Below are 25701 nucleotides of genomic sequence, written 5' to 3'. Positions count from 1 at the left end.
TTTTAAACGTCGCGCAATAAATTGCGCCGCTACGAAATGTGTAACTTTTACAATCTCACTGGCGAAATGTGCCAGATCTCATCCGCATATTCCTGAATGGTGCGGTCCGACGAGAAATAACCCATATTGGCGATATTCAGCGCCGCGCTGCGTTGCCACTTATCCGGCTGACGATACAGCTTGTCCACCTTGTCCTGCGTATCCACATAGCTGCGGTAATCCGCCAGCAGCTGATAGTGATCGCCGAAGTTCACCAGCGCATCAAACAGATTGCGATAGCGCCCTGGCTCCTGCGGGCTGAACACCCCGCTGGCGATTTGCGTCAGCGCCTGATGCAGCTCAGGATCATCCTCATAATACTTACGCGGGTTGTAACCGTCGGTGCGCAGCTTCTCGACCTGCGGCGTAGTGTTACCGAAGATAAAGATATTCTCCTTGCCGACATGCTCCAGCATCTCAACGTTGGCACCATCCAGCGTACCGATGGTTAACGCGCCGTTCAGCGCAAACTTCATGTTACTAGTGCCAGAGGCTTCGGTACCGGCAGTGGAGATCTGCTCGGAGAGATCCGCCGCCGGAATGATGATCTGCGCCAGGCTCACGCCATAGTTTGGAATGAACACCACCTTCAGCTTGTTCTTCACCTGCGGATCGTTGTTGATCACATTGGCGACGTCGTTAATCAAGTGAATGATGTGTTTCGCCACGTAATAGGCCGACGCCGCTTTGCCGGCGAAGAGATTAACGCGCGGCACCCATTCAGCGCTGGGATCGGCCTTGATGCGGTTGTAGCGCGTGATAACGTGCAGCACGTTCAGCAGCTGACGTTTGTATTCGTGGATGCGCTTGATCTGCACATCAAACAGCGCATGCGGATCGAGCACGATATCCATGTTCTTCGCCACCCAATCCGCCAGGCGTTTTTTGTTGGCAAACTTGGCGTCGGCGATCTGCTGGATAAAGGCCGGATAATCGATCTGCGTGGTCAATTCGTTGAGCTGGCCAAGATCGGTGCGCCAGTTGCGGCCAATCGCCTCGTCCAGCACCTCGGAGAGCGCCGGATTCGCCAGCGCCAGCCAGCGACGTGGCGTCACGCCGTTGGTTTTATTGCAGAAACGGCCCGGGAACAGACGCGCGAAGTCAGCGAACAGCGATTGCACCATCAAATTGGAGTGCAACTCTGACACACCGTTAACTTTGTGACTCACCACCACCGCCAGCCACGCCATGCGAATGCGGCGGCCGTCGTTCTCATCGATGATCGAGATGCGCGCTAACAGCTCCCAATCATCCGGGTAATATTCCTGAATGGTTTTCAGGAAGTAGTCGTTAATTTCAAAAATAATGCTGAGATGACGCGGCAGGATCTTGCCAATCATATCCACTGGCCAGGTTTCCAGCGCTTCCGTCATCAGCGTGTGGTTGGTGTAGGAGAACACCTGACAGGTCACTTCAAAGGCATCGTCCCAGCTGAATTTCTGCTCGTCGATCAGTATGCGCATCAGTTCCGGGATCGCCAGCACCGGATGCGTATCGTTGAGGTGGATGGCAATTTTGTCCGGCAAATTGTCCCAGGTTTCATGCATCTGCCAGTGACGATTGAGAATATCCTGCACCGTCGAGGAGACGAGGAAATACTCCTGACGCAGACGCAGCTCGCGCCCCGAATAGGTGGAATCATCGGGATAGAGCACGCGCGACACGTTTTCCGAATGGTTTTTATCTTCTACCGCGGCGAAGTAATCCCCCTGGTTGAACTTACCAAGATTGATTTCGTTACTGGCCTGCGCGCCCCACAAGCGCAGCGTGTTGGTGGCATCGGTATCAAAACCGGGAATGATTTGATCGTAAGCCATCGCCACGATCTCCTCGGTTTCCACCCAGCGCACCCGCGCGCCTTCATGCTGCAGACGGCCACCGAAGCGCACTTTGTAGCGCGTATTAAAGCGCTGAAATTCCCACGGATTGCCGTACTCCAGCCAATAATCCGGCGATTCGCGCTGCTGGCCGTCAACGATATTCTGCTTAAACATGCCGTAGTCATAACGAATGCCGTAGCCGCGCCCCGGTAAACCGAGCGTGGCGAGCGAATCCAGGAAGCAGGCCGCCAAACGCCCCAAACCGCCATTACCGAGGCCGGGATCGTTCTCCTCTTCCATCAGTTCGCTGAGGTCGAGGCCCATCTCTTCCAGCGCCTGATTGAGATCCTCATAAATGCCCATCGCCAGCAACGCGTTGCCGAGCGTGCGCCCCATCAGGAACTCCATCGACAGGTAATAAACCTGCCGCACATCCTGCGAGAGCTGCGCGCGGCTGGAGCGCAGCCAGCGTTCCACCATGCGATCACGCACCGCCAGCAGCGCGGCGTTGAGCCACTCATGCTTATTCGCGATCGATGGATCTTTACCAATAGTAAACATCAGCTTATAGGCGATTGAGTGCTTCAGTGCATCAACCGTCAGCGTGGGTGAGGCATAGGTGAAAGGTGCATTCATATCAAGTATCCCAATCTCTCATTACAGCAAACGTTGATAAAGATCGCGGTAGGCTTGTGCTGCCACCTGCCAACTAAAATCCATCCCCATCGCCTGCCGCTGAACGTAACGCCAGAGTGCAGGACGAGACCACAGAACAAATGCGCGCCGAATCGCCCGCAGCAGCGACCAGGCATTACTGTCTTCAAAAGTGAAACCGCTGGCGACGCCATCCGCCAGATTCTCAAGCGAGCTGTCTTGCACCGTATCCGCCAGTCCGCCAGTGCGACGCACCAGCGGCAGCGTACCGTATTTCAAACCATACAGCTGGGTTAAGCCGCACGGCTCAAAACGGCTCGGCACCATAATCACATCCGCGCCGCCAACAATGCGGTGCGAGAAGGCTTCGTGATAACCAATCTGCACGCCAACGCGGCCCGGATGCTCCGCCGCCGCCGCAAGGAAACCTTGCTGCAGCTCCGCATCGCCCTGACCGAGCAGCACCAACTGTCCGCCCTGCGCCAGTAAGCCCGGTAGCGCTTCCAGCACCAGATCCAGCCCTTTCTGTTTGGTCAGACGGCTGATGACGCAGAACACCGGTGCTTTATCATCCACCTTCAGGCCCATGGCAATTTGCAGCTGGCGCTTGTTCTCCGCTTTGCTCTCCAGCGTTTCGCTGTCGTAGCGCGCGGTGAGCAGCAGGTCGTGCGCCGGATCCCAGATGCCCGGATCGACACCGTTCAAAATCCCGCTCAGGCGCCCTTCACGCAGTCGCTGTTCGAGCAGTGATTCCATGCCGTAACCAAATTCCGGTCGGGTAATCTCCAGCGCGTAAGTCGGGCTGACCGCCGTAATGTGATCGGCAAAGAACAGCCCCGCCTTGAGGTAGGAAATTTGCCCGAAGAACTCCAGTCCATGCATGTCGAAGAACGCGCGCGGGATCTGGATCTCATCCAGATGACGCGCCGAAAACAGCCCTTGGTACGCCAGATTATGCACGGTGAACACCGTTTTCGCCGGACGCCCGCGCGCCGCAATATAAGCGCAGGTTAAGCCAGCATGCCAGTCATGCGCATGCACGATATCTGGCTGCCAGTCGGTATCCAGCCCGCTGGCAATCTCGGCGCCCATCCAGCCCAGCAGCGCAAAACGCAGATAGTTATCGACGTAAGCAAACTGCGACGTATCGTGATACGGGCTGCCGGGACGTTCATACAATCCCGGCGCATCGATTAAATAAATACCAACGCCGTTAAATTGTCCAAAAAGTAAGCGTACCGGTCCCGCAAAAGTTTGCAACTCCGCCAGGACCTCTGTATCAGGAATCCCTTTACGCAGATCCGGAAAGGCGGGAATCAACACCCGCGCATCCGTACCATCGGCTATTTGCGCCTGTGGTAATGCACCGACGACATCAGCCAGTCCGCCGGTTTTCAACAGCGGGAAAAGCTCTGAACAGACATGTAAAACCTGCATCCTGAACCCCTATTGTTATCGCACACGTTCCACGCGGCAATTTTCTCTATATTCTTTCGTCACTTACTGACCGCCTCCGGCCAATTTGGCCAGCATGGCGCGCGTCACCAGTACGATGCCCTCTTCAGAACGGTAAAAACGACGGCTGTCTTCGTCGGGGTTTTCGCCAATGACCATACCTTCTGGCAGTTCGCAGGCGCGATCGATCACGCAGCGACGCAGACGACACGATCGGCCAACCACCACATCAGGCAGCAGCACTGCGGAATCAATATTGCAAAACGAGTTGATGCGAATACGCGGGAACAGCACCGAGTTCACCACCACCGAACCGGAGATGATGCAGCCGCCCGAGACCAGCGAATTCATTGTCATGCCGTGGCTACCGGATCGATCCTGAACAAATTTCGCCGGCGGCAGCGGCTCCATGTGGGTACGAATCGGCCAGCTGTGATCGTACATATCCAGCTCAGGCGTGACCGACGCTAAATCGAGATTGGCGCGCCAGTAAGCTTCCAGCGTTCCGACGTCGCGCCAGTACGGCTCAGCGTTTTCATCAACCTGCACGCAGGAGAGCGTGAAGGAGTGCGCATACGCCTCGCCGCTGGCGACGATTTTCGGCAACAGATCTTTGCCGAAATCGTGGCTGGAATCGGCCACGAGCAGATCCTCTTCCAGCAGCTGATAAAGATAATCGGCATTGAACACATAAATGCCCATGCTGGCCAGCGCGCGGGTATCGTCACCCGGCATTGACGGCGGCTTCGGCGGTTTTTCGACAAAATCGATTACGTTGTTTTCGGCATCCACCGCCATCACCCCAAACGCCGTGGCTTCAGCTAACGGCACTGGCAAGCAGGCGATGGTGCATTTGGCACCGCGATCGACGTGGTCGAGCAGCATGCGCGAGTAATCCATTTTGTAGATATGATCCCCGGCGAGGATCACGATGTACTGCGCGTTATAGCGGCGAATAATGTCGAGGTTTTGCGTCACCGCATCGGCAGTCCCGCGATACCAATGTTCGGTAGCGGCACGCTGCTGCGCCGGCAGCAGATCGACAAACTCGTTCATCTCTTCGTTGAACAGCGACCAGCCACGCTGGATGTGCTGCACCAGCGTATGCGACTGATATTGGGTGATCACGCCGATGCGCCGAATGCCCGAGTTGATGCAGTTGGACAGCGCAAAGTCGATGATGCGGAACTTGCCACCGAAGTGCACGGCAGGTTTGGCGCGTTTCGCGGTGAGATCTTTCAGGCGCGTACCGCGCCCGCCAGCAAGGATCAGGGCGACCGTTTGTGTAGGGAGCTGGCGCGCCAGCATCAGATGATCTGTTCTATCTAATTTCACCATGTCTGACTCCTTATGATTGCTTTAGGAACACACACACACCGTGTGCGGGACCGTGCCAGACAGTTGTCAGGATGGGGTTATCTTCCCCGGCGAAAGGAGGAATGGCACGCCACTCTCCGTCTGGTAAGGCGATATCACTCACCGATTCCGTGGCGTTTATTGTTATTAACCAGCGGCCGGAGAGCAGGATCTGCATTCGGTGCGTCCCCTGTTCCCACTGCTCGGTTTCCAGTGGTGTGCCGCTGGCATTGCACCACTGCACGCTGCCATCGCCCTCCTGCCACCAGCGATCCTGCGTCAACGCGGGAATGCGCTGGCGCAGACGGATTAACGCAGCAGTGAAGTCGACCAGGCCAAAATCATCCTGTTGCCAGTTCAACCAGGTCAGCGGGTTGTCCTGACAATAGGCGTTGTTGTTGCCATGCTGGCTGTGACCGCGTTCGTCACCCGCCAGCAGCATCGGCGTGCCCTGCGCCAGCAGCAGCGTGGTCAGTAAGCTATGCACGCTGCGCCGCCGCCGTTCGACAATATCGAAATTGACCTGCAGTCCCTCTTTGCCGTGGTTATGGCTGAAGTTACTGCTGCTGCCGTCGCGATTGTCTTCGCCGTTGGCCTGATTGTGTTTGTTGTTAAAACTCACCACATCGCGCAGCGTGAAGCCGTCGTGAGCGGTAATGAGATTGATGCTGGCGTGCGGCAGCCGCGCCTCACGCTGGAAAACGTCGCTGGATGCGGCAAAACGGCGGGCGAACTCGCCATTATTCAGTTGACCATGCAGCCAGTAACGGCGCGCCGCATCGCGAAAATGGTCGTTCCACTCGGCGAAGTCTGGCGGAAAGTTGCCGACCTGATAACCGCCGGGGCCGATGTCCCACGGCTCGGCAATCAGCTTCACCTGCGACAGCAGCGGACAGGCTTTGATGGCGGCAAACAGCGGCGCATCCTGATGAAACTCCGGTGTGCGTCCCAACACGCTGGCGAGGTCAAAACGGAACCCATCTACATGGCAAACACGCACCCAGTAGCGCAGCGCTTCCAGCGCCCACGTCATCACCTGCGGATGACTGAGATTTAGCGTGTTGCCGCAGCCGGTCCAGTTTTGATAGTCGCCGTTGCCATCCAGCCAGTAATAGCTGGCGTTATCCACGCCGCGTAGGGAAATCGTTGGCCCGATCTCTTCCAGCTCGGCGGTATGGTTGAACACCACATCCAGAATCACTTCGATGCCCGCGGCATGCAGTGCTTTAACCGCCTGCTGAAACTCCTGCAGCGGCGTTAAACCGTTTTCTCCCGAGGCGTAACGCGCATCCACCGCCCACAAGGCAAAGGGGTTGTAGCCCCAGTAATTACTCAATCCCAAACGGCGCAGGCGCGGCTCGCTGGTGAATTGGGCAATCGGCAACAGTTCCAGCGCGGTGATGCCGAGGTGGCGCAGGTACTTCACCATAGCAGGATGACCCAGCGCCGCATAAGTGCCACGCAATCTTTCCGGAATTTCCGGATGCTGCTGGGTTAAGCCGCGTACGTGCGCTTCATAGATCACCGTGTTGCCCCACGGCGTGCGCGGCGCGTGATCGTCCTCCCAGTCAAAATCTTCGGCAGTCACCAACGATTTGGGCGCGATGGCGGCGTTATCCAAACCATTTAGCTCACGTTCCCCGCCGTTGAAACGCGCGTCGTCCGCCACTTCACCCGCCACCGCTTTGGCGCAGGGATCGACCAACAGCTTAGCCGGATTGAAGCGATGTCCCTGCTGCGGCGCCCATGGACCGTGTACGCGATAGCCGTAGCGCTGGCCGGGCTTCAGCGCGGGAAAATAGCCGTGCCAGATGTCACCGCTGCGCGCGGGCAGCGCGAAACGGCGCTCAGCACCGTGCGCGTCGAACAGGCAGAGTTCAACGCGTTCGGCATGCTGGGAAAACAGCGTGAAATTAACGCCGTGCCCATCATAGTGCGCACCTAACGGTTCCGGCTGCCCCTGCTCCAGCATCAGTCGCTCTCCCGCACCAGCCAAAGCGTTGCCAGCGGCGGTAAGGTCAAACTCAGCGACTGCGGCCGACCGTGACTCTCCATCTCATCGGTGTGTACCACGCCGTGATTGCGCGTGTCGCTGCCGTGATAATCGTGCTGGTCGGTGTTCATGATCTCGCGCCAGCCGCCACGCTGGTTGACGCCAAAGCGATAGTTGTGACGCGCCACTGGCGTAAAGTTGCTGGCTACGATGATTTCATTGCCGTCGCGATCGCGGCGCACAAATACAAACACGGAGTTTTCGTAGTCATCGACCACCAGCCACTCAAAACCTTGCCCATCAAAGTCGAGTTGATGCAGCGGCGCGTAATGGCGATAGGTGTGATTGAGATCGCGCACCAGACGATGCACGCCGTTGTGCCAGTTATCCTCACCTTCCAGCAGATGCCAGTCGAGGCTGGTGTCGTGGTTCCATTCGCGACCCTGCGCAAATTCATTGCCCATAAATTGCAGCTTCTTACCGGGGAAACCCCACATCCAGCCGTAATAGGCGCGCAGGTTAGCGAACTTCTGCCAGGCATCGCCCGGCATGCGATCGAGAATCGAACGTTTGCCGTGCACCACTTCGTCATGCGACAGCGGTAGCACGAAGTTTTCGGTGTAGTTGTAAATCATGCCAAAGGTCATCAGCTGATGATGATAACGGCGATGCACCGGGTCGAGCTTCATATAGTCCAGTGTGTCGTGCATCCAGCCAAGGTTCCATTTGAACCAGAAGCCGAGGCCGCCATCTTCTGAAGGGCGCGTAACGCCGGGATAATCGGTGGACTCTTCCGCCACCGTGACGCTGCCCGGTGCGGCGCGACCCAAAACGCGGTTGGTGTGACGCAGGAACGAAATCGCTTCGAGGTTCTCGCGTCCACCAAACTGGTTCGGCACCCATTCGCCTTCGGCGCGGCTGTAATCACGGTAGATCATTGATGCCACCGCATCGACGCGCAGCCCATCAATGCCGAAACGCTCCATCCAGTACAAGGCGTTGCCGGAGAGATAATTGCTCACTTCACGGCGACCAAAGTTGTAGATCAGCGTGTTCCAGTCCTGATGAAAACCTTCGCGCGGATCGCTGTGTTCGTAGAGTTCGGTGCCATCGAACTTCGCCAGGCCAAAATCATCACTCGGGAAGTGGCCAGGCACCCAATCGAGCAGCACGTTAATACCAGCATCATGCGCGGCGGCCACGAAGTGGCGGAACTCATCGCGCGTACCGAAACGGCGCGTCGGCGCATACATGCCGAGCGGCTGATAGCCCCAGCTGCCATCAAAGGGGTGTTCGTTAATCGGCATCAGTTCGATGTGGGTGAAACCCATCTCTTTAACGTAAGGAATCAGCTGTTCCGCCAGCTCTTTGTAGCTGAGCCAGAAGTTGTTATCGGTGTGACGTCGCCATGAACCGAGGTGCACTTCATAAATCGAAATCGGCTGGTCAAAAGCATTGGCGGCCTTACGCTGCGGCTGCATCTCGGTTTTCGGCGGCAGCCCGCAGATCATCGAGGCGGTTTGCGGACGCATCTGCGCTTCAAAGGCGAAGGGATCGGCTTTGATGCGCATCTGGCCGGAATTATCCACGATTTCAAATTTATAGAGCTGGCCGTTTACCGCGCCCGGCACAAACAGTTCCCAGACGCCAAGTTCACGGCGAAAACGCATGGGATGACGTCGGCCATCCCAGAAGTTGAACTCGCCTACCACCGATACACGACGCGCGTTAGGTGCCCAAACGGCGAACCGCGTGCCGTGCACGCCATCAATGGTGGTGCCGTGCGCGCCGAGGGTTTCGTAGGGACGCAGATGCGTGCCTTCACCCAATAACCATGCATCCATCTCCTCCAGCAGCGGGCCGAAGCGATAGGCATCATCAATCAGGTTTTGCTGGCCGTGCCAGTTCACTGCCAGCTGATAACCAAAGCGGTTTTTACGACGCGGAATCACGCCACTGAAGAAACCGCGTGAGTCGAGGCAGGTAAGCTGAGCACATTTGCGTCCGGTGTTGGTTTCAATGACCCAAACATCGGAGGCATCGGGCAGCAGCGCACGCACTTCAAGGCCTGCAGCCGTTTGGTGCATGCCCAGTAGTGAAAAGGGATCGGCATAATTCCCGGCAAAAAGGGCATTGATCGCCTGGCGATCGGGAAGCTCTGACATGACTTTCTTCCTATGATTTTGCGCAGGCGACCAGAGTCGGCAGGATTATCGCCTCGGGTGCGCTGCTTTTCATTGAGCCATAGGTACACCGTGAGGACACAACCGTCCGTGGGAAAGATCTTCACCGTGTACAACAACCATTCAGTTCGAAAAAACAAAAACAGTTAACAACCGGCACATCTCTGTTAAATCATAGCTTGGGGATAGCAGAAGCCAGGGAGGATCGTGAAAAATACTTATCGGGCAAGCAAAAAAGGGAAGCGGATCACTTGTCAGGCGCAATTTGCATGAATTTTTGCGGCCTGGATAATTAAAAAAAGGCCGGGAAACCCCGGCCTTTCTGGTTTGCCGCTGCGCTTAGTCGATCAGCAGACGCAGCATGCGGCGCAGCGGTTCAGCCGCGCCCCACAGTAACTGATCGCCCACCGTGAAGGCGGAAAGGTATTCCGGCCCCATGTTCAGTTTGCGCAGGCGGCCTACTGGCGTGGTCAGGGTGCCGGTGACGGCGGCTGGCGTCAGTTCGCGCATGGTGATGTCGCGGTCGTTTGGCACCACTTTCACCCATTCGTTATGCGAGGCCAGCAGCTGTTCGATTTCGCTCAGCGGCAGGTCTTTTTTCAGCTTCAGAGTGAATGCCTGGCTGTGGCAGCGCAGCGCACCAACGCGCACGCACAGGCCATCAACCGGAATCACACTGCTGGTACGCAGGATTTTGTTGGTCTCCGCCTGGCCTTTCCACTCTTCGCGGCTCTGGCCGTTATCCAGCTGCTTGTCAATCCACGGAATCAGGCTGCCCGCCAGCGGTACGCCGAAATTGTCGGTTGGCAAAGTGCCAGAACGGGTGAAATCGGTCACGCTGCGTTCGATATCCAGAATTGCCGAAGCCGGATCCTGGAGCGATTTCGCCACGTGGTCATGCAGCATGCCCATCTGCGTCAGCAGTTCACGCATATGACGCGCGCCGCCGCCCGATGCCGCCTGATAAGTCGCCACCGAGGCCCATTCAACCAGATCGTTAGCAAACAGACCGCCCAGCGACATCAGCATCAGGCTGACGGTGCAGTTACCGCCGACAAAGGTTTTGATGCCGTTGTCGAGGCCCTGACGAATCACGTTATGGTTAACCGGATCGAGAATGATGATGGCGTCATCTTTCATGCGCAGCGTGGAGGCTGCATCAATCCAGTAACCCTGCCAGCCGCTTTCGCGCAGCTTCGGATAGACTTCACTGGTGTAATCACCGCCCTGGCAGGTGATAATAATATCCAGCGCCTTCAGCGCCTCGATATCAAAAGCATCCTGCAGCGCACCGGTCGACTTACCGCCGAATGTGGGTGCCGCCTGACCAAGCTGTGACGTGGAGAAGAAGACCGGATTGATGACATCAAAATCGCGTTCTTCGCTCATGCGTGACATCAGCACTGAGCCGACCATGCCACGCCAACCAATAAAACCTACATTCTTCATTTTCTGTCCGTCTCGGGTGCTCTCGAAAGAGGCCGTGTGGTGCGAGGAAAAGACTGGCCGGATAATCGTGCCGGTCTGCGTAATAATCAGGTTTACCTATGACCGTCAACTCTACAAAATGCAGCACTTCTGGCAAGTGAATTAATTCGATTGCGCCAACTTTTTCAGCAGTACAACTAATAATGGCTAACCAACATGACTGAAATGATATCCGCGACCATATTGCTGCTGTTGATTATGGATCCGCTGGGCAACCTGCCGATTTTTATGTCGGTATTGAAGCATCTGGAACCCAAACGCCGCCGCGTGGTACTGATGCGCGAAATGCTGATTGCGCTGATTCTGATGCTGCTGTTTTTATTCGCCGGTGAACGCATCCTGGCGTTTCTCAATCTGCGCACTGAAACCGTGTCGATCTCCGGCGGCATCATTCTTTTCCTGATCGCCATCCGCATGATTTTCCCGTCAGAGGAGAGCAGCTCGAGTGGCTTGCCGGCCGGTGAAGAACCGTTCCTTGTGCCGCTGGCGATTCCGCTGGTGGCCGGACCGTCCCTGCTGGCGACGCTGATGCTGTTGTCGCATCAATATCCCAACCAAATGACGCACCTGGTCGGCGCGCTGCTGATCGCGTGGGGTTTGACGGTGGTGATTCTGCTGATGTCGGGTCTGTTTTTACGCCTGCTGGGCGACAAAGGCGTTAACGCGCTGGAGCGCCTGATGGGATTGATTTTGATTATGCTGGCGACGCAGATGTTCCTGGATGGGATTCGTACCTATCTGAAGCTGTAATACATTCAGAGCGCAGGCAGCGTAGCGGCGCAATTTATTGCGCCGCTACGCTATGTGCATGAATTGAATGTGATGCTTTTTGAATATTACTTCTGCTTCTTATCGATCGGTTTACCCGACCAGTAACCGGCCAGCAGCGAACCTGACAGGTTGTGCCACACCGAGAACAGCGCGCCCGGTAAGGCCGCTAACGGTGAGAAGTAGAGCTTGCCCAGCGTCGCCGCCAGACCTGAGTTCTGCATGCCCACTTCCAGCGCCAGCGTGCGGCAGGTCGATTCATCGAAGCCAAACAGCTTACCGCCCCAATAACCGCCCAACAGACCGATCGCGTTGTGCAGGATCACCGCCACAATCACCATCAAGCCGACAGAACCGATAAAGCCCTGGCTGCCAGCCACCACCGCGCTAATGATCAGCAGAATGCACACCATCGAAAACGCCGGCAGATAAGGCTCAACGCGGCGCACCACGCTATTCATGGAGTGATGGATAATCAGACCCAGGCTAATCGGAATCACCACGATTTTCACGATGCTGAGCAGCATGCCGACCACATCCACCTGAATGTGGGCATCAACGTAGAAGCGTGTCAGCAGCGGTGTGGCGAATACACCTACCAGCGCCGACACGGATGAGATGGTCACCGACAGCGCCACATCGCCCTTCGCCAGATAAATCATCACGTTAGAAGCGGTGCCGCTGGCCACGCTGCCGACCAGAATCATGCCTGCCGCCAGATCCGGTGGCATCTGGAACAGCTTCGCCAGGCCCCACGCGGCCAGCGGCATCACCAGATAATGCAGGAAAGTCCCGGCGATCACCGGCGCAGGACGCACCAGCACGCGTTTGAAATCATCAATGTTTAGCGTCACGCCCATGCCGAACATAATCAGCATCAGCAGGTAAGTCACCCACGGCCCAATGCCGAGAAAGGTGCCAGGAGAATAATAAGCAGCGACCGAGAGCAGCACGGCCCAGAGCGGGAACAGGCGGGTAAGTTTGCCGAGCATAACCAGACTTCCTTAGGAATTTTTTTATATTGCCACAGATGAAATGTCGCGCAGGGAACGACCACAGCGACGGACGCGGGATCATAACATTTCATTATCTTGACGTAAGGCGGGAAGTCGCTTGCGGGGCAAAATGCGGATCGGCTGCTGCCGATCCGCTGAAATACGGCAAAGTTACTCTGCTTTTTCCAGTGCAAAGCGGTAGATCGCACCACCAATCGCGGCACCGATAATCGGTAACAACCAGAACATCCACAGCTGTTCCAATGCCCAGCCGCCCTGGAAGATCGCCACACCGCTACTGCGCGCCGGGTTGACTGAGGTATTGGTGACGGGAATGCTCACCAGGTGAATCAGCGTTAGCGCCAGGCCGATTGCAATGGGCGCGAAGCCAGCCGGAGCACGTTTATCGGTCGCGCCCATGATCACAATCAGGAATACGGCGGTCAGCACCAGTTCGGCGATCATGCCCGCCTGCAGGCTAAAGCCCCCCGGCGAATGTTCACCGTAACCGTTCGACGCGAAGCCGCTGGCCACGGCATCGAAACCGGCTTTACCGCTGGCGATCAAATACAGCACGCCAGCCGCCGCAACCGCGCCGACCAGCTGCGCGATAATATAAGGCACAACCTGCGCCGCCGGGAAACGTCCGCCAACCGTCAGACCGAGGGTGACCGCCGGGTTAAAATGGCCGCCCGAAATATGGCCGACGGCAAATGCCATCACCAACACCGTCAGACCAAACGCCAGCGCAACACCGGCAAAACCAATACCCAATTCTGGAAACGCCGCGGCCAAAACCGCACTGCCACAACCGCCCAACACCAGCACGAAAGTGCCCAGCGTTTCAGCCACTAACCTTTTCATCTCTGTTCCCTCAAATAATTTAATGTTTTCGCGGCGGGATTATCGTTTTTGGCGATTGAAGCGCAACCGAAGAATAAGGGATTAGGGTGATTTTTAGGCGATAGCAGCGTATTTGAGACGGTTCTCGCGAGATATGACGGGGTTCATCAGAAATGTCTGGCGCGAAGCAGTGAATGTCGTTGGGCTTGAATTATTGTTTAAAAAATTTCACCAATAAAAAAAGCCGGACCCGGTCCGGCTTGATTCCGCATGCTAAAAACTGGCCTTAAGAACCAAAAAGATTCTTATGCAGCGCACGTACCACTTCCTCGGCATCTGGGGTTGGCACGAGGAAGCAAAGGTTATAACTGCTGGCACCGTAACAAATCATGCGCAGGTTGAACGGCTCGAGTGCGCCAAACACTTCTTTGCCGACGCCGCACGCTTTTGACAGGTTGTTGCCGATGATCGCCACCAGCGCCAGATTCTCTTCCACTTCCACACGGCACAGTGAAGAGAGCTCAGTCAACAGCGCCTGGGTCAGCAAGCTGTCGCCGGTGGTGGTTGAACCGGTGCTGTCCAGCGTCAGCGCCACGCTCACTTCGGAAGTGGTCACCAGATCAACGGAGATGCTGTGGCGCGCCAGAATGTTAAACACTTCGGCGAGGAAGCCATGTGCATGCAGCATGTTCAGGCTGTGCAGCGTTACCAGCGTCTGCTTACGACGCAGCGCCAGCGCACGGAACAGCGGTGGATTCTTGGTTTCGTTGCACACGCGCGTACCTCCCGCGGCCGGATCTTTGCTCGAACCGACAAACACCGGAATATCGCTACGCACAGCTGGCAGCAAAGTGGCCGGATGCAGCACTTTGGCACCAAAGATCGCCATCTCCGCTGCTTCTTCGAAGGTAATCTCTTCGATGCGTTTAGCGGTGGACACCACGCGTGGATCGGTGGTGTAGATACCGGCCACATCGGTCCAGATATCAATGCGCGCGGCCTGCAGCGCTTCGCCCAGCAGCGCAGCGGTATAGTCGCTGCCGCCACGACCAAGCGTGGTGGTGCGCCCTTTTATTTCGCTACCGATAAAGCCCTGCGTCACCACCAGCGCTTGCGCAATGCGCGGCTGCAGCTGCGTTGCGGCCAGCTCTTTCAGCGTCGCCACTTCGGGTTCTGCGCGGCCAAAACGATCGCTGGTGCGCATCACTTTACGCACGTCAAACCATTCGCTGTTGACCTGACGCTCGCGCAGAATCTCCACGAACAGCAGCGTCGACATCAGCTCACCGTGGCTCACCAGCTCATCGGTTAGCGCATGTGAGGTCGCCAGCGAGGTGGCTTCAGACAGCATGGTGATGTTTTCCAGCATGCGATCAATCTCATCGCGGATCACATCCGGCGATTGCAGACGATCGATGATGGCATATTGAATACGGCGGATTTCATCCAGCAGGTAAGCGCGCTGCGCTTGTTCCTGGCCTTCAGCAAGGGCAACCAGCAGATTGGTCACGCCAGCGGAGGCAGAGAGCACCACTAAGCGGGTATTGGCGTCCGACAGCACAACATCTGCGCTGCGGTTCATAGCATCAAAATCGGCAACGCTGGTGCCGCCAAATTTAGCCACGATAAGATTTTGGGACATATGACGAACCCCGTGTCAGGTTATCTTTCTTCCGTTTTGGGGCGGAAGACATAGTAGCAGCCTAGGCACAAGAGAAGAGCAGAATTGGGCAGACAAGATCAGTAGTAGACAAGTCACCAAAAGCGCTTCACCTTGCGAACCGTCCGACTGTGGACGATTCTGGTGACAACCCAGAGGATTCAGCCCCTGCAGCCGACAGTGCAACACCCCGCGTGTTGCCCCACCTCGGCGTCACACCCCCTGATGTGTTCTCTGCGGATACGGATCCTCAAACACACTGCCTGGGCGACGCGCCTCTTCTGGCTTACACCCGGAGGTGTAAGTAGCGCGCATAAATTACTGATTATTTTCCCCCCTGTCCATCCCCGCACTTTGAGGATTTCTCACTTTTACACTTCGGTAAACGCATCGTTGAACAAACGCGCCCACCAACAGCGGCCTAAAGTAGTGTCCGAATCAGACAAAAGCGGCTTTTTTCTGATGCGGCACAGGGAATTCTGCTGGCGCAGCACCGACAATCGCTGCCGGATTTACCTGAAACAGTGCGGCCACGGTCACAAATTTTTTCCCTTAGCCAGTAACTGTGGTCATACTCATCCCCGTGCAAGAATGCTATGGATGCCGGGCCAGCAGGACGCCCCGGATGGAATGACGGTTCTTATATCAACTAGAGTGTTGCCATGAAAAATATCAATCCGACCCAAACCGCTGCCTGGAAAGCGCTGCAGCAGCATTTTGAGCAGATGAAATCGGTGCAAATCGCCGACCTGTTTGCGCAAGATGCCGATCGTTTTGCGAAATTCTCTGCCACTTTCGATGACCAGATGCTGGTGGATTTCTCAAAAAACCGCATCACCGAGGAAACCCTCGAAAAATTACAGGCGCTGGCTAAAGAGACCGATCTGGCAGGCGCCATCAAATCGATGTTCTCTGGCGAGAAGATCAACCGCACCGAAGAGCGTGCAGTTCTGCACGTTGCGCTGCGTAACCGCAGCAACACGCCCATTGTGGTGGACGGCAAAGATGTGATGCCGGAAGTCAACGCGGTGCTGGCGAAGATGAAAGGCTTCTCCGAGCGCATCATCAGCGGCGACTGGAAAGGCTATACCGGCAAAGCCATCACCGACGTGGTGAATATCGGGATTGGCGGTTCAGACCTCGGCCCGTTCATGGTGACCGAAGCGCTGCGTCCGTACAAAAACCACCTGAACATGCACTTTGTTTCTAACGTCGATGGCACCCATATCGCCGAAACGCTGAAAGATCTCAGCCCGGAAACCACGCTGTTCCTCGTGGCATCTAAAACCTTCACCACGCAAGAAACCATGACCAACGCCCACAGCGCGCGTGACTGGTTCCTGAAAACTGCGGGCGATCAGCAGCACGTGGCGAAGCACTTCGCTGCGCTGTCGACCAACGGTAAAGCGGTGGGTGAGTTCGGTATTGATACCGACAACATGTTTGAGTTCTGGGATTGGGTTGGCGGCCGCTATTCACTGTGGTCAGCTATCGGCTTGTCGATCATTCTCTCCATCGGCTTCGAGAACTTCGAGCAGCTGTTGAGCGGCGCGCACGCCATGGATAAGCACTTCGCCAACACGCCTGCCGAGCAGAACCTGCCGGTCCTGCTGGCGCTGATCGGTATCTGGTACAACAACTTCTTTGGTGCCGAAACCGAAGCGATTCTGCCGTACGATCAGTACATGCATCGCTTTGCTGCTTACTTCCAGCAGGGCAACATGGAATCCAACGGTAAATACGTTGATCGTGAAGGTAATCCAGTGGATTACCAGACCGGCCCAATCATCTGGGGCGAGCCTGGCACCAACGGCCAGCATGCGTTCTATCAGCTGATTCATCAGGGCACCAAACTGATTCCGTGCGACTTTATCGCACCAGCACTGAGCCACAACGTGTTGACCGATCACCATCCAAAGCTGCTGTCGAACTTCTTCGCGCAGACCGAAGCGCTGGCGTTTGGTAAGTCACGCGATGTGGTGGAGAAAGAGTTTACCGATGCGGGTAAATCTGCCGAATCTGTCGCGCACATCGTGCCGTTCAAAGTGTTCGAAGGTAACCGCCCAACCAACTCCATCCTGCTGCGTGAAATTACCCCGTTCAGCTTGGGTGCACTGATTGCGCTGTATGAGCACAAGATCTTCACTCAGGGCGCGATTCTCAACATCTTCACCTTTGACCAATGGGGTGTTGAGTTGGGTAAGCAGCTGGCAAACCGTATTCTGCCAGAACTGGAAAATGACGCTGAAATTATCAGCCACGATAGCTCCACCAATGGCTTAATTAATCGCTATAAATCCTGGCGTTAATTTTCCGGCTAATTTATATAAGGCGGCGTAATTGCCGCCTTTTTTTTGTCAACCAGGCCATCTCACTCGCAATATTATTAATTACTGCCTTAAACAGGGTTAGAAAATTCTTAAAGTGGCGTAAGGAAATTCGTAATTCTTTTCAATCTACCGCACCTTACCTGGTTTTAAAATGGACCTAATTTAACCCTAAAAATAGTTTATCCATCTGATAGATCTACGATTTTAATTTAAGCATTATAAGTAAATTCCGATTATTCCCATTCCGTACCAATAATTAGTGCAAAAGTGAAAAACTCTGCCGTGAAATGCGCAGCCATTCACTTATCCTATCAGCCTGAAAAAAGGCGTTAAAAAAAAGCAGCTAACGCCAATTCGCCGTATTTATCACCAGAAAAACCCCGACTTCCTGCCCTCTTTTACTCATGCTGAACTCTGGTAATTTGTTGCCCTATACTGAACGCGCCCGAAATCTGGGTAAATCCTACATTCATTGATTTATATAAATGCAGGAAACGTTGTTATGAAAAAACTGATGGTTGCCGGTGCAGCCTTACTTTACGTTGCCGTTTCTTCCGCTGCGATTGCCGCGCCGGAAGAAGCTGGTGCTGCAGCAGGCGCGCAGGCGGGAGCAATCTCTTCCGGCGCATCTACCGCTGTGGGTATCGGCGCGCTCGGTGCGTTAGTGGGTCTCGGCATTGCTGCTTCTGGCGGCGGTGACGGTGCAAATACCGGTACAACAACAACCACCACAACGAGCACCACTCGTTGATGTAGCACCTTTAAGCATAACCACACACCCGTGTGGTTATTTTTTGCTTGGCTTATTTAGACAGGGATACCCCGTGCGCCGACTCTCTTTGCTACTTCTTTGCCTGTTGTTGCAGGCCTGCACACAAACGCAAAAAGGCCTCGAACAAACCGTGATGCTGGCCGTGAATGGCCCGGATGATGTCACGGTCACCAACGAGCAGGTTGCTAACCTGCCCTACGCCAGCCTCTATGCCCGCATCAATGAAGGACCGCGCATCTTCGTGGTGCTCGGTTACAACGAAAACGGCCAACAGAAGTGGATCACCCAGGATAAAGCGATGCTGGTGATGCAGCATGGCCGTCTGATCAAAACCCTGGGTTTACCGAGCAACCTCGCTGACGTCAGTAACCTGGCGCAGGATCCGCTCGCCGATGCGCTGCATCTGCAAAACGGTGCCAGCTGGACGCGCGTGGTGCAGTGGCGCGAGCAAGATAAAGTGCGTGCCGCCACAGCGGTTTCCCGCTTCGAGCGCGGTGACGATACGGTGCTGGATATCGCCGGTGAACGCGTACCGTGCCGCGTCTGGCATGAAACCGTGCGCATGGAGAACATAGGCGCGGAGTGGCAGAACACCTTCTGGATCGATAACCGTGATGGCACGGTATTGCAGGCCAACCAGATGCTGGCCGCCGATGCCTTCCCCGTTGAAACCACCATTCTGAAGCCGGCGAAATCATGAAAAAAATAACTCAAATGCTGGCAGCATTGACGCTGCTCACGGCTGGCCACGCACTGGCGGCGGCGCAAGTCACCGTTCACGATCTGCCGGGAAAAAACACACTGCAAATTAACGATGCGCAGAATCTTAGTCAGTTGCTCACCCATCCTGAACTGCGGAGTTGGTGGCCGGGCACGGTGATTGCCGAACGCGGCGCAACGGCGGTAGCACAGCAGCAACAGAAGCAGCTGCTGGCCGATCTGCGCGCATGGCAAGCCGACAGCGGCGAGTCGTTGGCCGCAACCATCGGCTCGGTTATCCACCAGCTTGGCGCGCTGCAGGTAACGGGCCGCCAGTTCACCTCGCTCGATCCCGATGACGTGCGTCTGCGTCCACAGGATAACCGCACGCTGCAAGGCAGCTATGACCTCTATATGCTGACGCAGCCGACGCAGGTGCTAGTGCTGGGGGCGTTGAGCAATCCGGGTAAAGCGCGCTGGCAGCCGGGCCGCGAAGTGCGTGATTACCTCGAAGGCCACGATCGTCTGTCCGGCGCGGAACGCAGCTATGCCACGGTGATTGCGCCGTCCGGCAGCACCCAGCAAGTTCCGGTTGCCTACTGGAATCATCGCCATATCGAAGTGGAACCCGGCAGCATTATCTGGCTCGGTTTCACCTCATGGAGCTTGCCATGGGGCCACAGCGATTTGAATGAGCGCATGCTTTCCGTTCTGACTCACCGGATACCAGACTGATGAAAAAACAATTACTTCTCAGCCTGTTGGCTGCTTCTGTTTCCGCCGCTTGCCAGGTGCATGCGGAAACCTGGCCTGAACCGGTCGGTCCTTCTCAATCGGATTTTGGTGGCGTTGGCCTGATGCAGACGCCCACCGCGCGTATGGCGAAAGAGGGCGAATTTAGCGTCAACTTCCGCGATAACGATCAATATCGCTACTATTCTGCCTCGCTGCAGCTGTTCCCGTGGCTGGAAACCACCGTACGCTATACCGATGTGCGTACCCGCCGTTACAGCGCAGTAGAAGGTTTCAGCGGCAACCAAAGCTATAAAGATAAAGCCTTCGATGTGAAGCTGCGCCTATGGCAAGAGAGCTACTGGCTGCCAGAAGTGGCGGTTGGCTCACGCGATTTAGGCGGTACCGGTCTGTTCGACAGCGAATATCTGGTGGCGAGCAAAGCGTGGGGCCCGTTCGATTTCACCTTGGGTCTGGGCTGGGGTTATCTCGGCAACAGCGGCACCATCAAGAACCCGTTCTGCTCCTACAGCGACAGCTTCTGTAGCCGCACCGGCGGTGGCGAAGCGGGTTCAATTAATGGCTCGCAGATGTTCCACGGTCCGGCGGCGCTGTTTGGCGGCGTAGAGTATCAAACACCGTGGCAGCCGCTGCGCCTCAAGCTGGAGTACGAAGGCAACGATTATCAGGATGATTTCGCCGGTCGTTTGGATCAACGCAGTAAGGTCAACGTCGGCGCGATTTATCGCCTCACCGACTGGGCGGACATCAACGCCAGCTACGAGCGCGGCAACACCTTTATGTTCGGCTTTACCCTGCGCACCAATTTCAACGATCTGCATCAGTCACATATCGATAGCGAGAAGCCGGCCTACAACCCGCAGCCGCAGGGCGATCTGTTGCAGCCAACGGTGGTGGCAAACCAGCTGACCGATCTGAAGTACAACGCAGGACTGAATGGCCCGCATATTCAAACCAAAGGCAGCACGTTGTATGTGTCCGGCGAGCAGACCAAATATCGCGATACGCGCGAAGGGGTCGATCGCGCCAATCGCATTATCATGAACAACCTGCCGGCCGGCATCGATACCATCGACGTCACCGAGTCGCGCTTCAATATGCCGCAGGTGAGCACGCGCACCAACGTTGCCAGCCTGCATAACGAACTCGTGGGTTATCCGCTGGGGCATGAACAGCCGCTGCAGCAGACGCGTGAAAATCCGGTCGATCCCGGTGCCACCGAGCAAGGTTTCTTCATCCGCAAAGATCGTCTGAACTACAGCCTGTCGCCGGTGCTGAATCAGTCCGTCGGCGGACCGGAAAGCTTCTACATGTATCAGGTTGGCGTGATGGCCAACGCCGATTACTGGCTTACCGATCACCTGTTGGTCGGCGGCAGCCTGTTTGGCAACCTCGCCAATAACTACGATAAGTTCAACTACAACGGCGCACCGGCGGATTCAACGCTGCCGCGCGTGCGAACGCATATTCGTGATTACGTTGAGAACAACGTTTACGTTAACGATCTGCAAGCCAACTACATGCAGGCGCTCGGCAACGGTTTCTACGGCCAGGTTTACGGCGGTTATCTGGAAACCATGTACGGCGGCGTCGGCGGCGAAGTGCTGTATCGTCCGATTGATAGCAACTGGGCCTTCGGAGTTGATGCCAACTACGTGAAGCAGCGTGATTGGGACAACATGATGCAGTTCACCGATTACAAAGCGCCAACCGGACATTTCACCGCGTACTGGCGTCCGTGGTTTATGCAGGACGTATTGGTGAAAGCCAGTGTCGGTGAATATCTGGCGAAGGATAAAGGCGTTACCGTTGATGTGTCGAAGCGGTTTGATAGCGGCGTGATGGTGGGCTTCTACGCCACCAAAACCAACGTGTCGGCGGAAGCCTATGGCGAAGGCGACTTCACTAAAGGCTTCTATATTTCGGTGCCGATGGATCTGTTTACCGTGACGCCAACGCGAGGCCGCGCGCAGGTGAACTGGGTGCCGTTAACGCGTGATGGTGGGCAGATGCTGGGTCGCAAATATCAGCTGTATGACCTGACGTCAGATCGTGATGCGCGGTTTAATTAACATCAGCGCGGGTGGTGTGAAACCCGCGCGATAAATCGCGCCGCTACGGAGAGGTGCACATACCGTAGCGGCGCCATTTATTGCGCGTTACCGACTATTAATCTGCGTCATAACCCAAATTGGGTGCCAGCCAGCGCTCAACTTCGCTCACGCTCATGCCTTTACGCGCGGCGTAATCTTCCACCTGATCGCGCTGAATCTGCGCCACGGCGAAGTATTTGCTATCGGGATGGCTGAAGTACCAGCCGGAAACCGCTGCGCCTGGCCACATGGCGAAAGATTCGGTGAGCTTCATGCCGGTATGTTTTTCCACCTCCAGCAGCTGCCAGATCGGTGCTTTCTCGGTGTGTTCCGGACAAGCCGGATAACCCGGTGCGGGACGAATGCCCTGATAATTCTCGCGAATCAGCTCTTCGTTGCTGAGATTTTCATGGGCGGCAAAGCCCCAAATCACCTTTCGCACGCGCTCGTGCAGATATTCAGCAAAGGCTTCTGCCAGGCGATCCGACACCGCTTTCACCATGATTTTGTTGTAATCATCGTGCTGCTTGTCATACGCCTCGGCCAGCGCATCTTCCTCAATTCCGGCGGTAACCGCAAACGCGCCGAGATAATCGGCTTTACCGCTGGATTTCGGTGCCACAAAGTCGGCTAAACAGTAGTTGGCGAAGTCGGTTTTCTCGGTCTGCTGACGCAAGTGATGACTGACGCACAGCACCTGATTGCGATTCTCGTTACTGTAGATTTCAATGTCATCGCCGACACGGTTGGCCGGGAAAATCCCCACCACGCCGCGTGGATTGAGCGTGCCGGTGCTGCTCAGCATATCGAGCATGGCGTTGGCATCGGCAAACAGGCGTTTGGCCTCTTCGCCCACCACTTCATCTTCCAGGATACGCGGATATTTGCCGGCCAGCGACCAGGTCATAAAGAACGGCGTCCAGTCGATGTAATTGCGCAGCGTTTCAATGCTGGCTTCGACCGGACTCACACCGAGACGGTGCGCCACCGGCGGCGTATAGCTTTCCCAATCGATGACATAATCATTATCGCGCGCAGTTTGCAGGCTCACCGGCGGCGTGCGCGGCTTTTTGCGCGCGTGCTGAATACGCACCGTGTCGTACTCTTTGCGCGTGCGCGCCACGAAATCTTCTTTCAGCGTCTCGGACAGCAGCGATGACACCACGCCCACGGTGCGCGAGGCGTTCTGAACGTACACCGTTGGGCCGCTGTAATTCTGCTCGATTTTCACTGCGGTATGCGCTTTCGAGGTAGTCGCGCCGCCAATCAGCAGCGGGATGGTGAATCCCTGGCGCTCCATCTCTTTGGCGACGTTGACCATCTCATCCAGCGACGGCGTGATCAGGCCGGAAAGCCCGATGATATCGGCGTTCTCGGCAATCGCGGTTTTGAGGATTTTGTCACTCGGCACCATAACGCCGAGGTCAATAATTTCGTAGTTGTTACATTGCAGCACTACGCCGACGATATTTTTGCCGATGTCATGCACATCGCCTTTTACCGTCGCCAGCACAATCTTGCCGTTGCTGCGTCCGGCCTCTTTGCTGGCCTGAATATAAGGTTCGAGATAGGCCACCGCTTGCTTCATCACGCGCGCTGATTTTACCACCTGCGGCAGGAACATCTTGCCCTCGCCGAACAGATCGCCAACCACGTTCATGCCGGACATCAGCGGCCCTTCAATCACTTCAATCGGCCGCGCTGCTGCCTGGCGCGCCTCTTCGGTATCCAGCTCAATAAACTCGGTGATGCCTTTCACCAGCGAGTATTCCAGACGTTTTACCACGTCCCAGCTGCGCCATTCGGCCTGCTGTTTCTCCTGCTCGCCGTCGCTTTTGCTGCCGCGATACTTCTCCGCCAGCTCCAGCAAGCGCTCGGTGCCATCGTCACGACTATTCAGCACCACATCTTCCACCGCGTCACGCAGTTCGGCAGGCAGATCGTCGTAAATCGCCAGCTGACCGGCGTTCACGATGCCCATGTCCATGCCGTTGCGGATGGCGTAATAGAGGAACACCGCGTGAATCGCTTCACGCACCGGTTCATTGCCACGGAACGAGAACGACACGTTGGAGACGCCGCCGGAGATCATCGCGTGTGGCAGTTCGCGCTTGATGTCTTCGCAGGCACCGATAAAGTCCATCGCGTAGTTGTTGTGTTCTTCAATGCCGGTCGCTACAGCAAAAATATTCGGGTCGAAAATGATGTCTTCTGGCGGGAAACCGACCTCTTCGGTCAAAATCTTGTAGGCGCGACGACAGATCTCAATTTTGCGCGCCCGCGTATCCGCCTGACCCGCTTCGTCAAACGCCATCACCACCATCGCTGCGCCGTAGCGACGCACTTTGCGCGCGTGCGCGATAAACGGTTCCACGCCCTCTTTCATCGAAATAGAGTTCACAATGCCTTTGCCCTGAATGCACTGCAGGCCTTTCTCGATCACTTCCCATTTGGAGGAGTCGATCATAATTGGCACGCGGGCGATATCCGGCTCACCGGCAATCAGATTGAGGAAGCGCACCATCGCCGCTTCCGCATCCAGCATGCCTTCATCCATGTTGATGTCGATGATTTGCGCACCGTTCTCTACCTGCTGGCGTGCCACATCCAGCGCTTCGTTGTATTTCTCTTCTTTGATCAGACGCTTAAATTTGGCCGAGCCGGTGACGTTGGTGCGTTCACCGACGTTGACGAACAGCGAATCGGCCTGAATGTTCAGCGGTTCAAGCCCGGCTAAGCGACAGGCAACCGGAATCTCAGGCAGCTGGCGCGGCGCAACGCCGTCTACCGCTGCCGCCATCGCCGCGATGTGTTCCGGCGTGGTGCCGCAGCAGCCGCCGATAATATTGAGGAAACCGGCGCGCGCCCACTCACCAATTTGCTCAGCCATGATCGCCGCATCGAGATCGTATTCACCAAAGGCGTTGGGCAAACCGGCGTTCGGGTGCGCGGTCACATAGCTTTCGGCAATGCGCGACAGCTCCGCCACATACTGGCGCAGTTCGTCCGGGCCCAGCGCGCAGTTGAGGCCAAACGACAGCGGTTCGGCGTGGCGCAGCGAGTTATAGAAACCTTCGGTGGTTTGGCCGGAGAGCGTACGACCGGACGCATCGGTGATGGTGCCGGAGATCATTAGCGGCAGCTTCACGCCCATCGCTTCCATCTCGGCCTGCACCGCGTAGATCGCCGCTTTGGCGTTGAGGGTATCGAACACCGTTTCGATCATGATGAGGTCGGAGCCACCGGCGATCAGCGCATGCGTCGATTCGCGGTAAGCTTCCACCAGCTGATTAAAGGTGACGTTACGATAGGCGGGATCGTTGACGTCCGGCGAGATAGAACAGGTGCGGTTGGTTGGGCCCAACACGCCCGCCACGTAGCGCGGACGATGCGGCGTTTTCGCCGTCCATGCGTCGGCGCTGGCACGCGCCAGTTTGGCGGCTTCGAAGTTGATCTCCGCCGACAGCGCTTCCATCGCGTAATCGGCCATCGCAATGGTGGTGGAGTTGAAGGTGTTGGTCTCGAGAATATCCGCGCCGGCAGCGAGATAGGCATCGTGGATTTCGCGGATCACCTCCGGTTTGGTTAGCACCAACAGATCGTTGTTGCCCTTCAAATCAGATGGCCAGTCGGCAAAGCGGCTGCCACGGAAATCCTGCTCACTCAGTTTATAACTCTGGATCATGGTGCCCATGCCACCGTCCAGAATCATAATGCGTTGCGCCAGCTGCTGCTGCAGCATTTCTGTTTTGTTGCTCACTCTCGCCCCGTCCACGTCATTGCGTTGGCTAATATGCCAG

16 protein-coding genes and 1 riboswitch are annotated in these 25701 nt (G+C 56.2%); of the genes, 6 read left to right on the top strand and 10 right to left on the bottom strand.

Going from position 1 to position 25701, the window contains the following annotated elements:
* Positions 1 to 47: 47 nt before the first annotated feature.
* From glgP to asd, 6 genes are all read right to left on the bottom strand, one after another.
* The gene (glgP, locus tag AAF463_RS01385; RefSeq protein WP_101763107.1) at positions 48 to 2495 is read right to left on the bottom strand and encodes a glycogen phosphorylase; all 2448 of its coding nucleotides are present in this window, start codon (positions 2493 to 2495) and stop codon (positions 48 to 50) included.
* A 21-nt stretch (positions 2496 to 2516) separates the two neighbouring features.
* The gene (glgA, locus tag AAF463_RS01380; protein ID WP_101763108.1) at positions 2517 to 3950 is read right to left on the bottom strand and encodes a glycogen synthase GlgA; all 1434 of its coding nucleotides are present in this window, start codon (positions 3948 to 3950) and stop codon (positions 2517 to 2519) included.
* A 63-nt stretch (positions 3951 to 4013) separates the two neighbouring features.
* Positions 4014 to 5306 carry a glucose-1-phosphate adenylyltransferase gene (gene glgC, locus AAF463_RS01375; RefSeq protein ID WP_192236049.1) on the bottom strand — a complete coding sequence of 431 codons (1293 nt, stop codon included), beginning with the start codon at positions 5304 to 5306 and terminating at the stop codon, positions 4014 to 4016.
* Positions 5307 to 5316: 10 nt separating this feature from the next.
* Complete coding sequence (glgX, locus tag AAF463_RS01370) at positions 5317 to 7296, bottom strand: glycogen debranching protein GlgX (RefSeq protein WP_350261409.1); 1980 nt, start codon at positions 7294 to 7296, stop codon at positions 5317 to 5319.
* On the bottom strand, positions 7296 to 9482 hold the full coding sequence (gene glgB, locus AAF463_RS01365) for a 1,4-alpha-glucan branching enzyme (protein ID WP_101763111.1): 2187 nt from the start codon (positions 9480 to 9482) through the stop codon (positions 7296 to 7298). Before glgB ends, glgX begins: the two co-directional genes overlap by 1 nt.
* A gap of 357 nt (positions 9483 to 9839) precedes the next feature.
* Positions 9840 to 10949 (bottom strand): aspartate-semialdehyde dehydrogenase, encoded by a 1110-nt coding sequence (asd, locus tag AAF463_RS01360; protein ID WP_101763112.1) that lies wholly within the window; start codon positions 10947 to 10949, stop codon positions 9840 to 9842.
* A gap of 195 nt (positions 10950 to 11144) precedes the next feature.
* Here asd and AAF463_RS01355 point away from each other — a divergent pair, with 195 nt between their 5' ends.
* Entirely contained in the window at positions 11145 to 11738 is a 594-nt protein-coding gene (locus AAF463_RS01355) for a YhgN family NAAT transporter (RefSeq protein ID WP_110868123.1), read from the top strand.
* An 86-nt stretch (positions 11739 to 11824) separates the two neighbouring features.
* Here the strand turns inward: AAF463_RS01355 and panS are convergent, their stop codons facing one another.
* From panS to lysC, 3 genes are all read right to left on the bottom strand, one after another.
* Positions 11825 to 12748 carry a ketopantoate/pantoate/pantothenate transporter PanS gene (panS, locus tag AAF463_RS01350; protein WP_350261408.1) on the bottom strand — a complete coding sequence of 308 codons (924 nt, stop codon included), beginning with the start codon at positions 12746 to 12748 and terminating at the stop codon, positions 11825 to 11827.
* Positions 12749 to 12922: 174 nt separating this feature from the next.
* Positions 12923 to 13615, bottom strand: a complete 693-nt coding sequence (gene aqpZ, locus AAF463_RS01345; protein WP_110868122.1) for an aquaporin Z — start codon at positions 13613 to 13615, stop codon at positions 12923 to 12925.
* Positions 13616 to 13880: 265 nt separating this feature from the next.
* Positions 13881 to 15236, bottom strand: a complete 1356-nt coding sequence (lysC, locus tag AAF463_RS01340; RefSeq protein WP_101763115.1) for a lysine-sensitive aspartokinase 3 — start codon at positions 15234 to 15236, stop codon at positions 13881 to 13883.
* Between the two features lie 112 nt (positions 15237 to 15348).
* Positions 15349 to 15543, bottom strand: a riboswitch (Lysine riboswitch).
* Positions 15544 to 15916: 373 nt separating this feature from the next.
* Between lysC and pgi the strand changes: the two genes are divergently transcribed.
* The 5 genes from pgi to AAF463_RS01315 all read left to right on the top strand — a co-directional run bounded on the left by pgi (position 15917) and on the right by AAF463_RS01315 (position 21880).
* The gene (gene pgi / locus AAF463_RS01335) at positions 15917 to 17563 is read left to right on the top strand and encodes a glucose-6-phosphate isomerase (RefSeq protein WP_101763116.1); all 1647 of its coding nucleotides are present in this window, start codon (positions 15917 to 15919) and stop codon (positions 17561 to 17563) included.
* A gap of 523 nt (positions 17564 to 18086) precedes the next feature.
* Entirely contained in the window at positions 18087 to 18335 is a 249-nt protein-coding gene (yjbE, locus tag AAF463_RS01330; protein WP_101763117.1) for an exopolysaccharide production protein YjbE, read from the top strand.
* 73 nt (positions 18336 to 18408) lie between these two features.
* Entirely contained in the window at positions 18409 to 19056 is a 648-nt protein-coding gene (locus tag AAF463_RS01325) for a YjbF family lipoprotein (RefSeq protein ID WP_350261407.1), read from the top strand.
* The gene (locus AAF463_RS01320) at positions 19053 to 19790 is read left to right on the top strand and encodes a capsule biosynthesis GfcC family protein (protein WP_350261406.1); all 738 of its coding nucleotides are present in this window, start codon (positions 19053 to 19055) and stop codon (positions 19788 to 19790) included. The genes AAF463_RS01325 and AAF463_RS01320 overlap by 4 nt, the downstream gene beginning before the upstream one ends.
* Positions 19790 to 21880, top strand: a complete 2091-nt coding sequence (locus AAF463_RS01315) for a YjbH domain-containing protein (RefSeq protein WP_110868117.1) — start codon at positions 19790 to 19792, stop codon at positions 21878 to 21880. Before AAF463_RS01320 ends, AAF463_RS01315 begins: the two co-directional genes overlap by 1 nt.
* 97 nt (positions 21881 to 21977) lie before the next feature.
* On the opposite strand, the gene metH is transcribed toward AAF463_RS01315, so the two are convergent.
* Positions 21978 to 25661: a methionine synthase gene (gene metH, locus AAF463_RS01310; RefSeq protein WP_350261405.1), complete on the bottom strand. Its 3684-nt coding sequence runs from the start codon at positions 25659 to 25661 to the stop codon at positions 21978 to 21980.
* Between the last annotated feature and the right edge of the window lie 40 nt (positions 25662 to 25701).

Origin of the sequence: Pantoea sp. BJ2, from assembly GCF_040255075.1 — a bacterium.
Classification (GTDB): Bacteria; Pseudomonadota; Gammaproteobacteria; order Enterobacterales; family Enterobacteriaceae; genus Pantoea; species Pantoea leporis.
Note: the sequence above shows the minus strand (reverse complement) of the source record. Positions and strands in the feature narration are given on the sequence as shown.

What these genes read in the sequence shown, in the direction of transcription:
- glgP (WP_101763107.1), bottom strand. Translation starts at nt 2,495, where the DNA reads ATGAATGCACCTTTCACCTATGCCTCACCCACGCTGACGGTTGATGCA.
- glgA (WP_101763108.1), bottom strand. Translation starts at nt 3,950, where the DNA reads ATGCAGGTTTTACATGTCTGTTCAGAGCTTTTCCCGCTGTTGAAAACC.
- glgC (WP_192236049.1), bottom strand. Translation starts at nt 5,306, where the DNA reads ATGGTGAAATTAGATAGAACAGATCATCTGATGCTGGCGCGCCAGCTC.
- glgX (WP_350261409.1), bottom strand. Translation starts at nt 7,296, where the DNA reads ATGCTGGAGCAGGGGCAGCCGGAACCGTTAGGTGCGCACTATGATGGG.
- glgB (WP_101763111.1), bottom strand. Translation starts at nt 9,482, where the DNA reads ATGTCAGAGCTTCCCGATCGCCAGGCGATCAATGCCCTTTTTGCCGGG.
- asd (WP_101763112.1), bottom strand. Translation starts at nt 10,949, where the DNA reads ATGAAGAATGTAGGTTTTATTGGTTGGCGTGGCATGGTCGGCTCAGTG.
- AAF463_RS01355 (WP_110868123.1), top strand. Translation starts at nt 11,145, where the DNA reads ATGACTGAAATGATATCCGCGACCATATTGCTGCTGTTGATTATGGAT.
- panS (WP_350261408.1), bottom strand. Translation starts at nt 12,748, where the DNA reads ATGCTCGGCAAACTTACCCGCCTGTTCCCGCTCTGGGCCGTGCTGCTC.
- aqpZ (WP_110868122.1), bottom strand. Translation starts at nt 13,615, where the DNA reads ATGAAAAGGTTAGTGGCTGAAACGCTGGGCACTTTCGTGCTGGTGTTG.
- lysC (WP_101763115.1), bottom strand. Translation starts at nt 15,236, where the DNA reads ATGTCCCAAAATCTTATCGTGGCTAAATTTGGCGGCACCAGCGTTGCC.
- pgi (WP_101763116.1), top strand. Translation starts at nt 15,917, where the DNA reads ATGAAAAATATCAATCCGACCCAAACCGCTGCCTGGAAAGCGCTGCAG.
- yjbE (WP_101763117.1), top strand. Translation starts at nt 18,087, where the DNA reads ATGAAAAAACTGATGGTTGCCGGTGCAGCCTTACTTTACGTTGCCGTT.
- AAF463_RS01320 (WP_350261406.1), top strand. Translation starts at nt 19,053, where the DNA reads ATGAAAAAAATAACTCAAATGCTGGCAGCATTGACGCTGCTCACGGCT.
- AAF463_RS01315 (WP_110868117.1), top strand. Translation starts at nt 19,790, where the DNA reads ATGAAAAAACAATTACTTCTCAGCCTGTTGGCTGCTTCTGTTTCCGCC.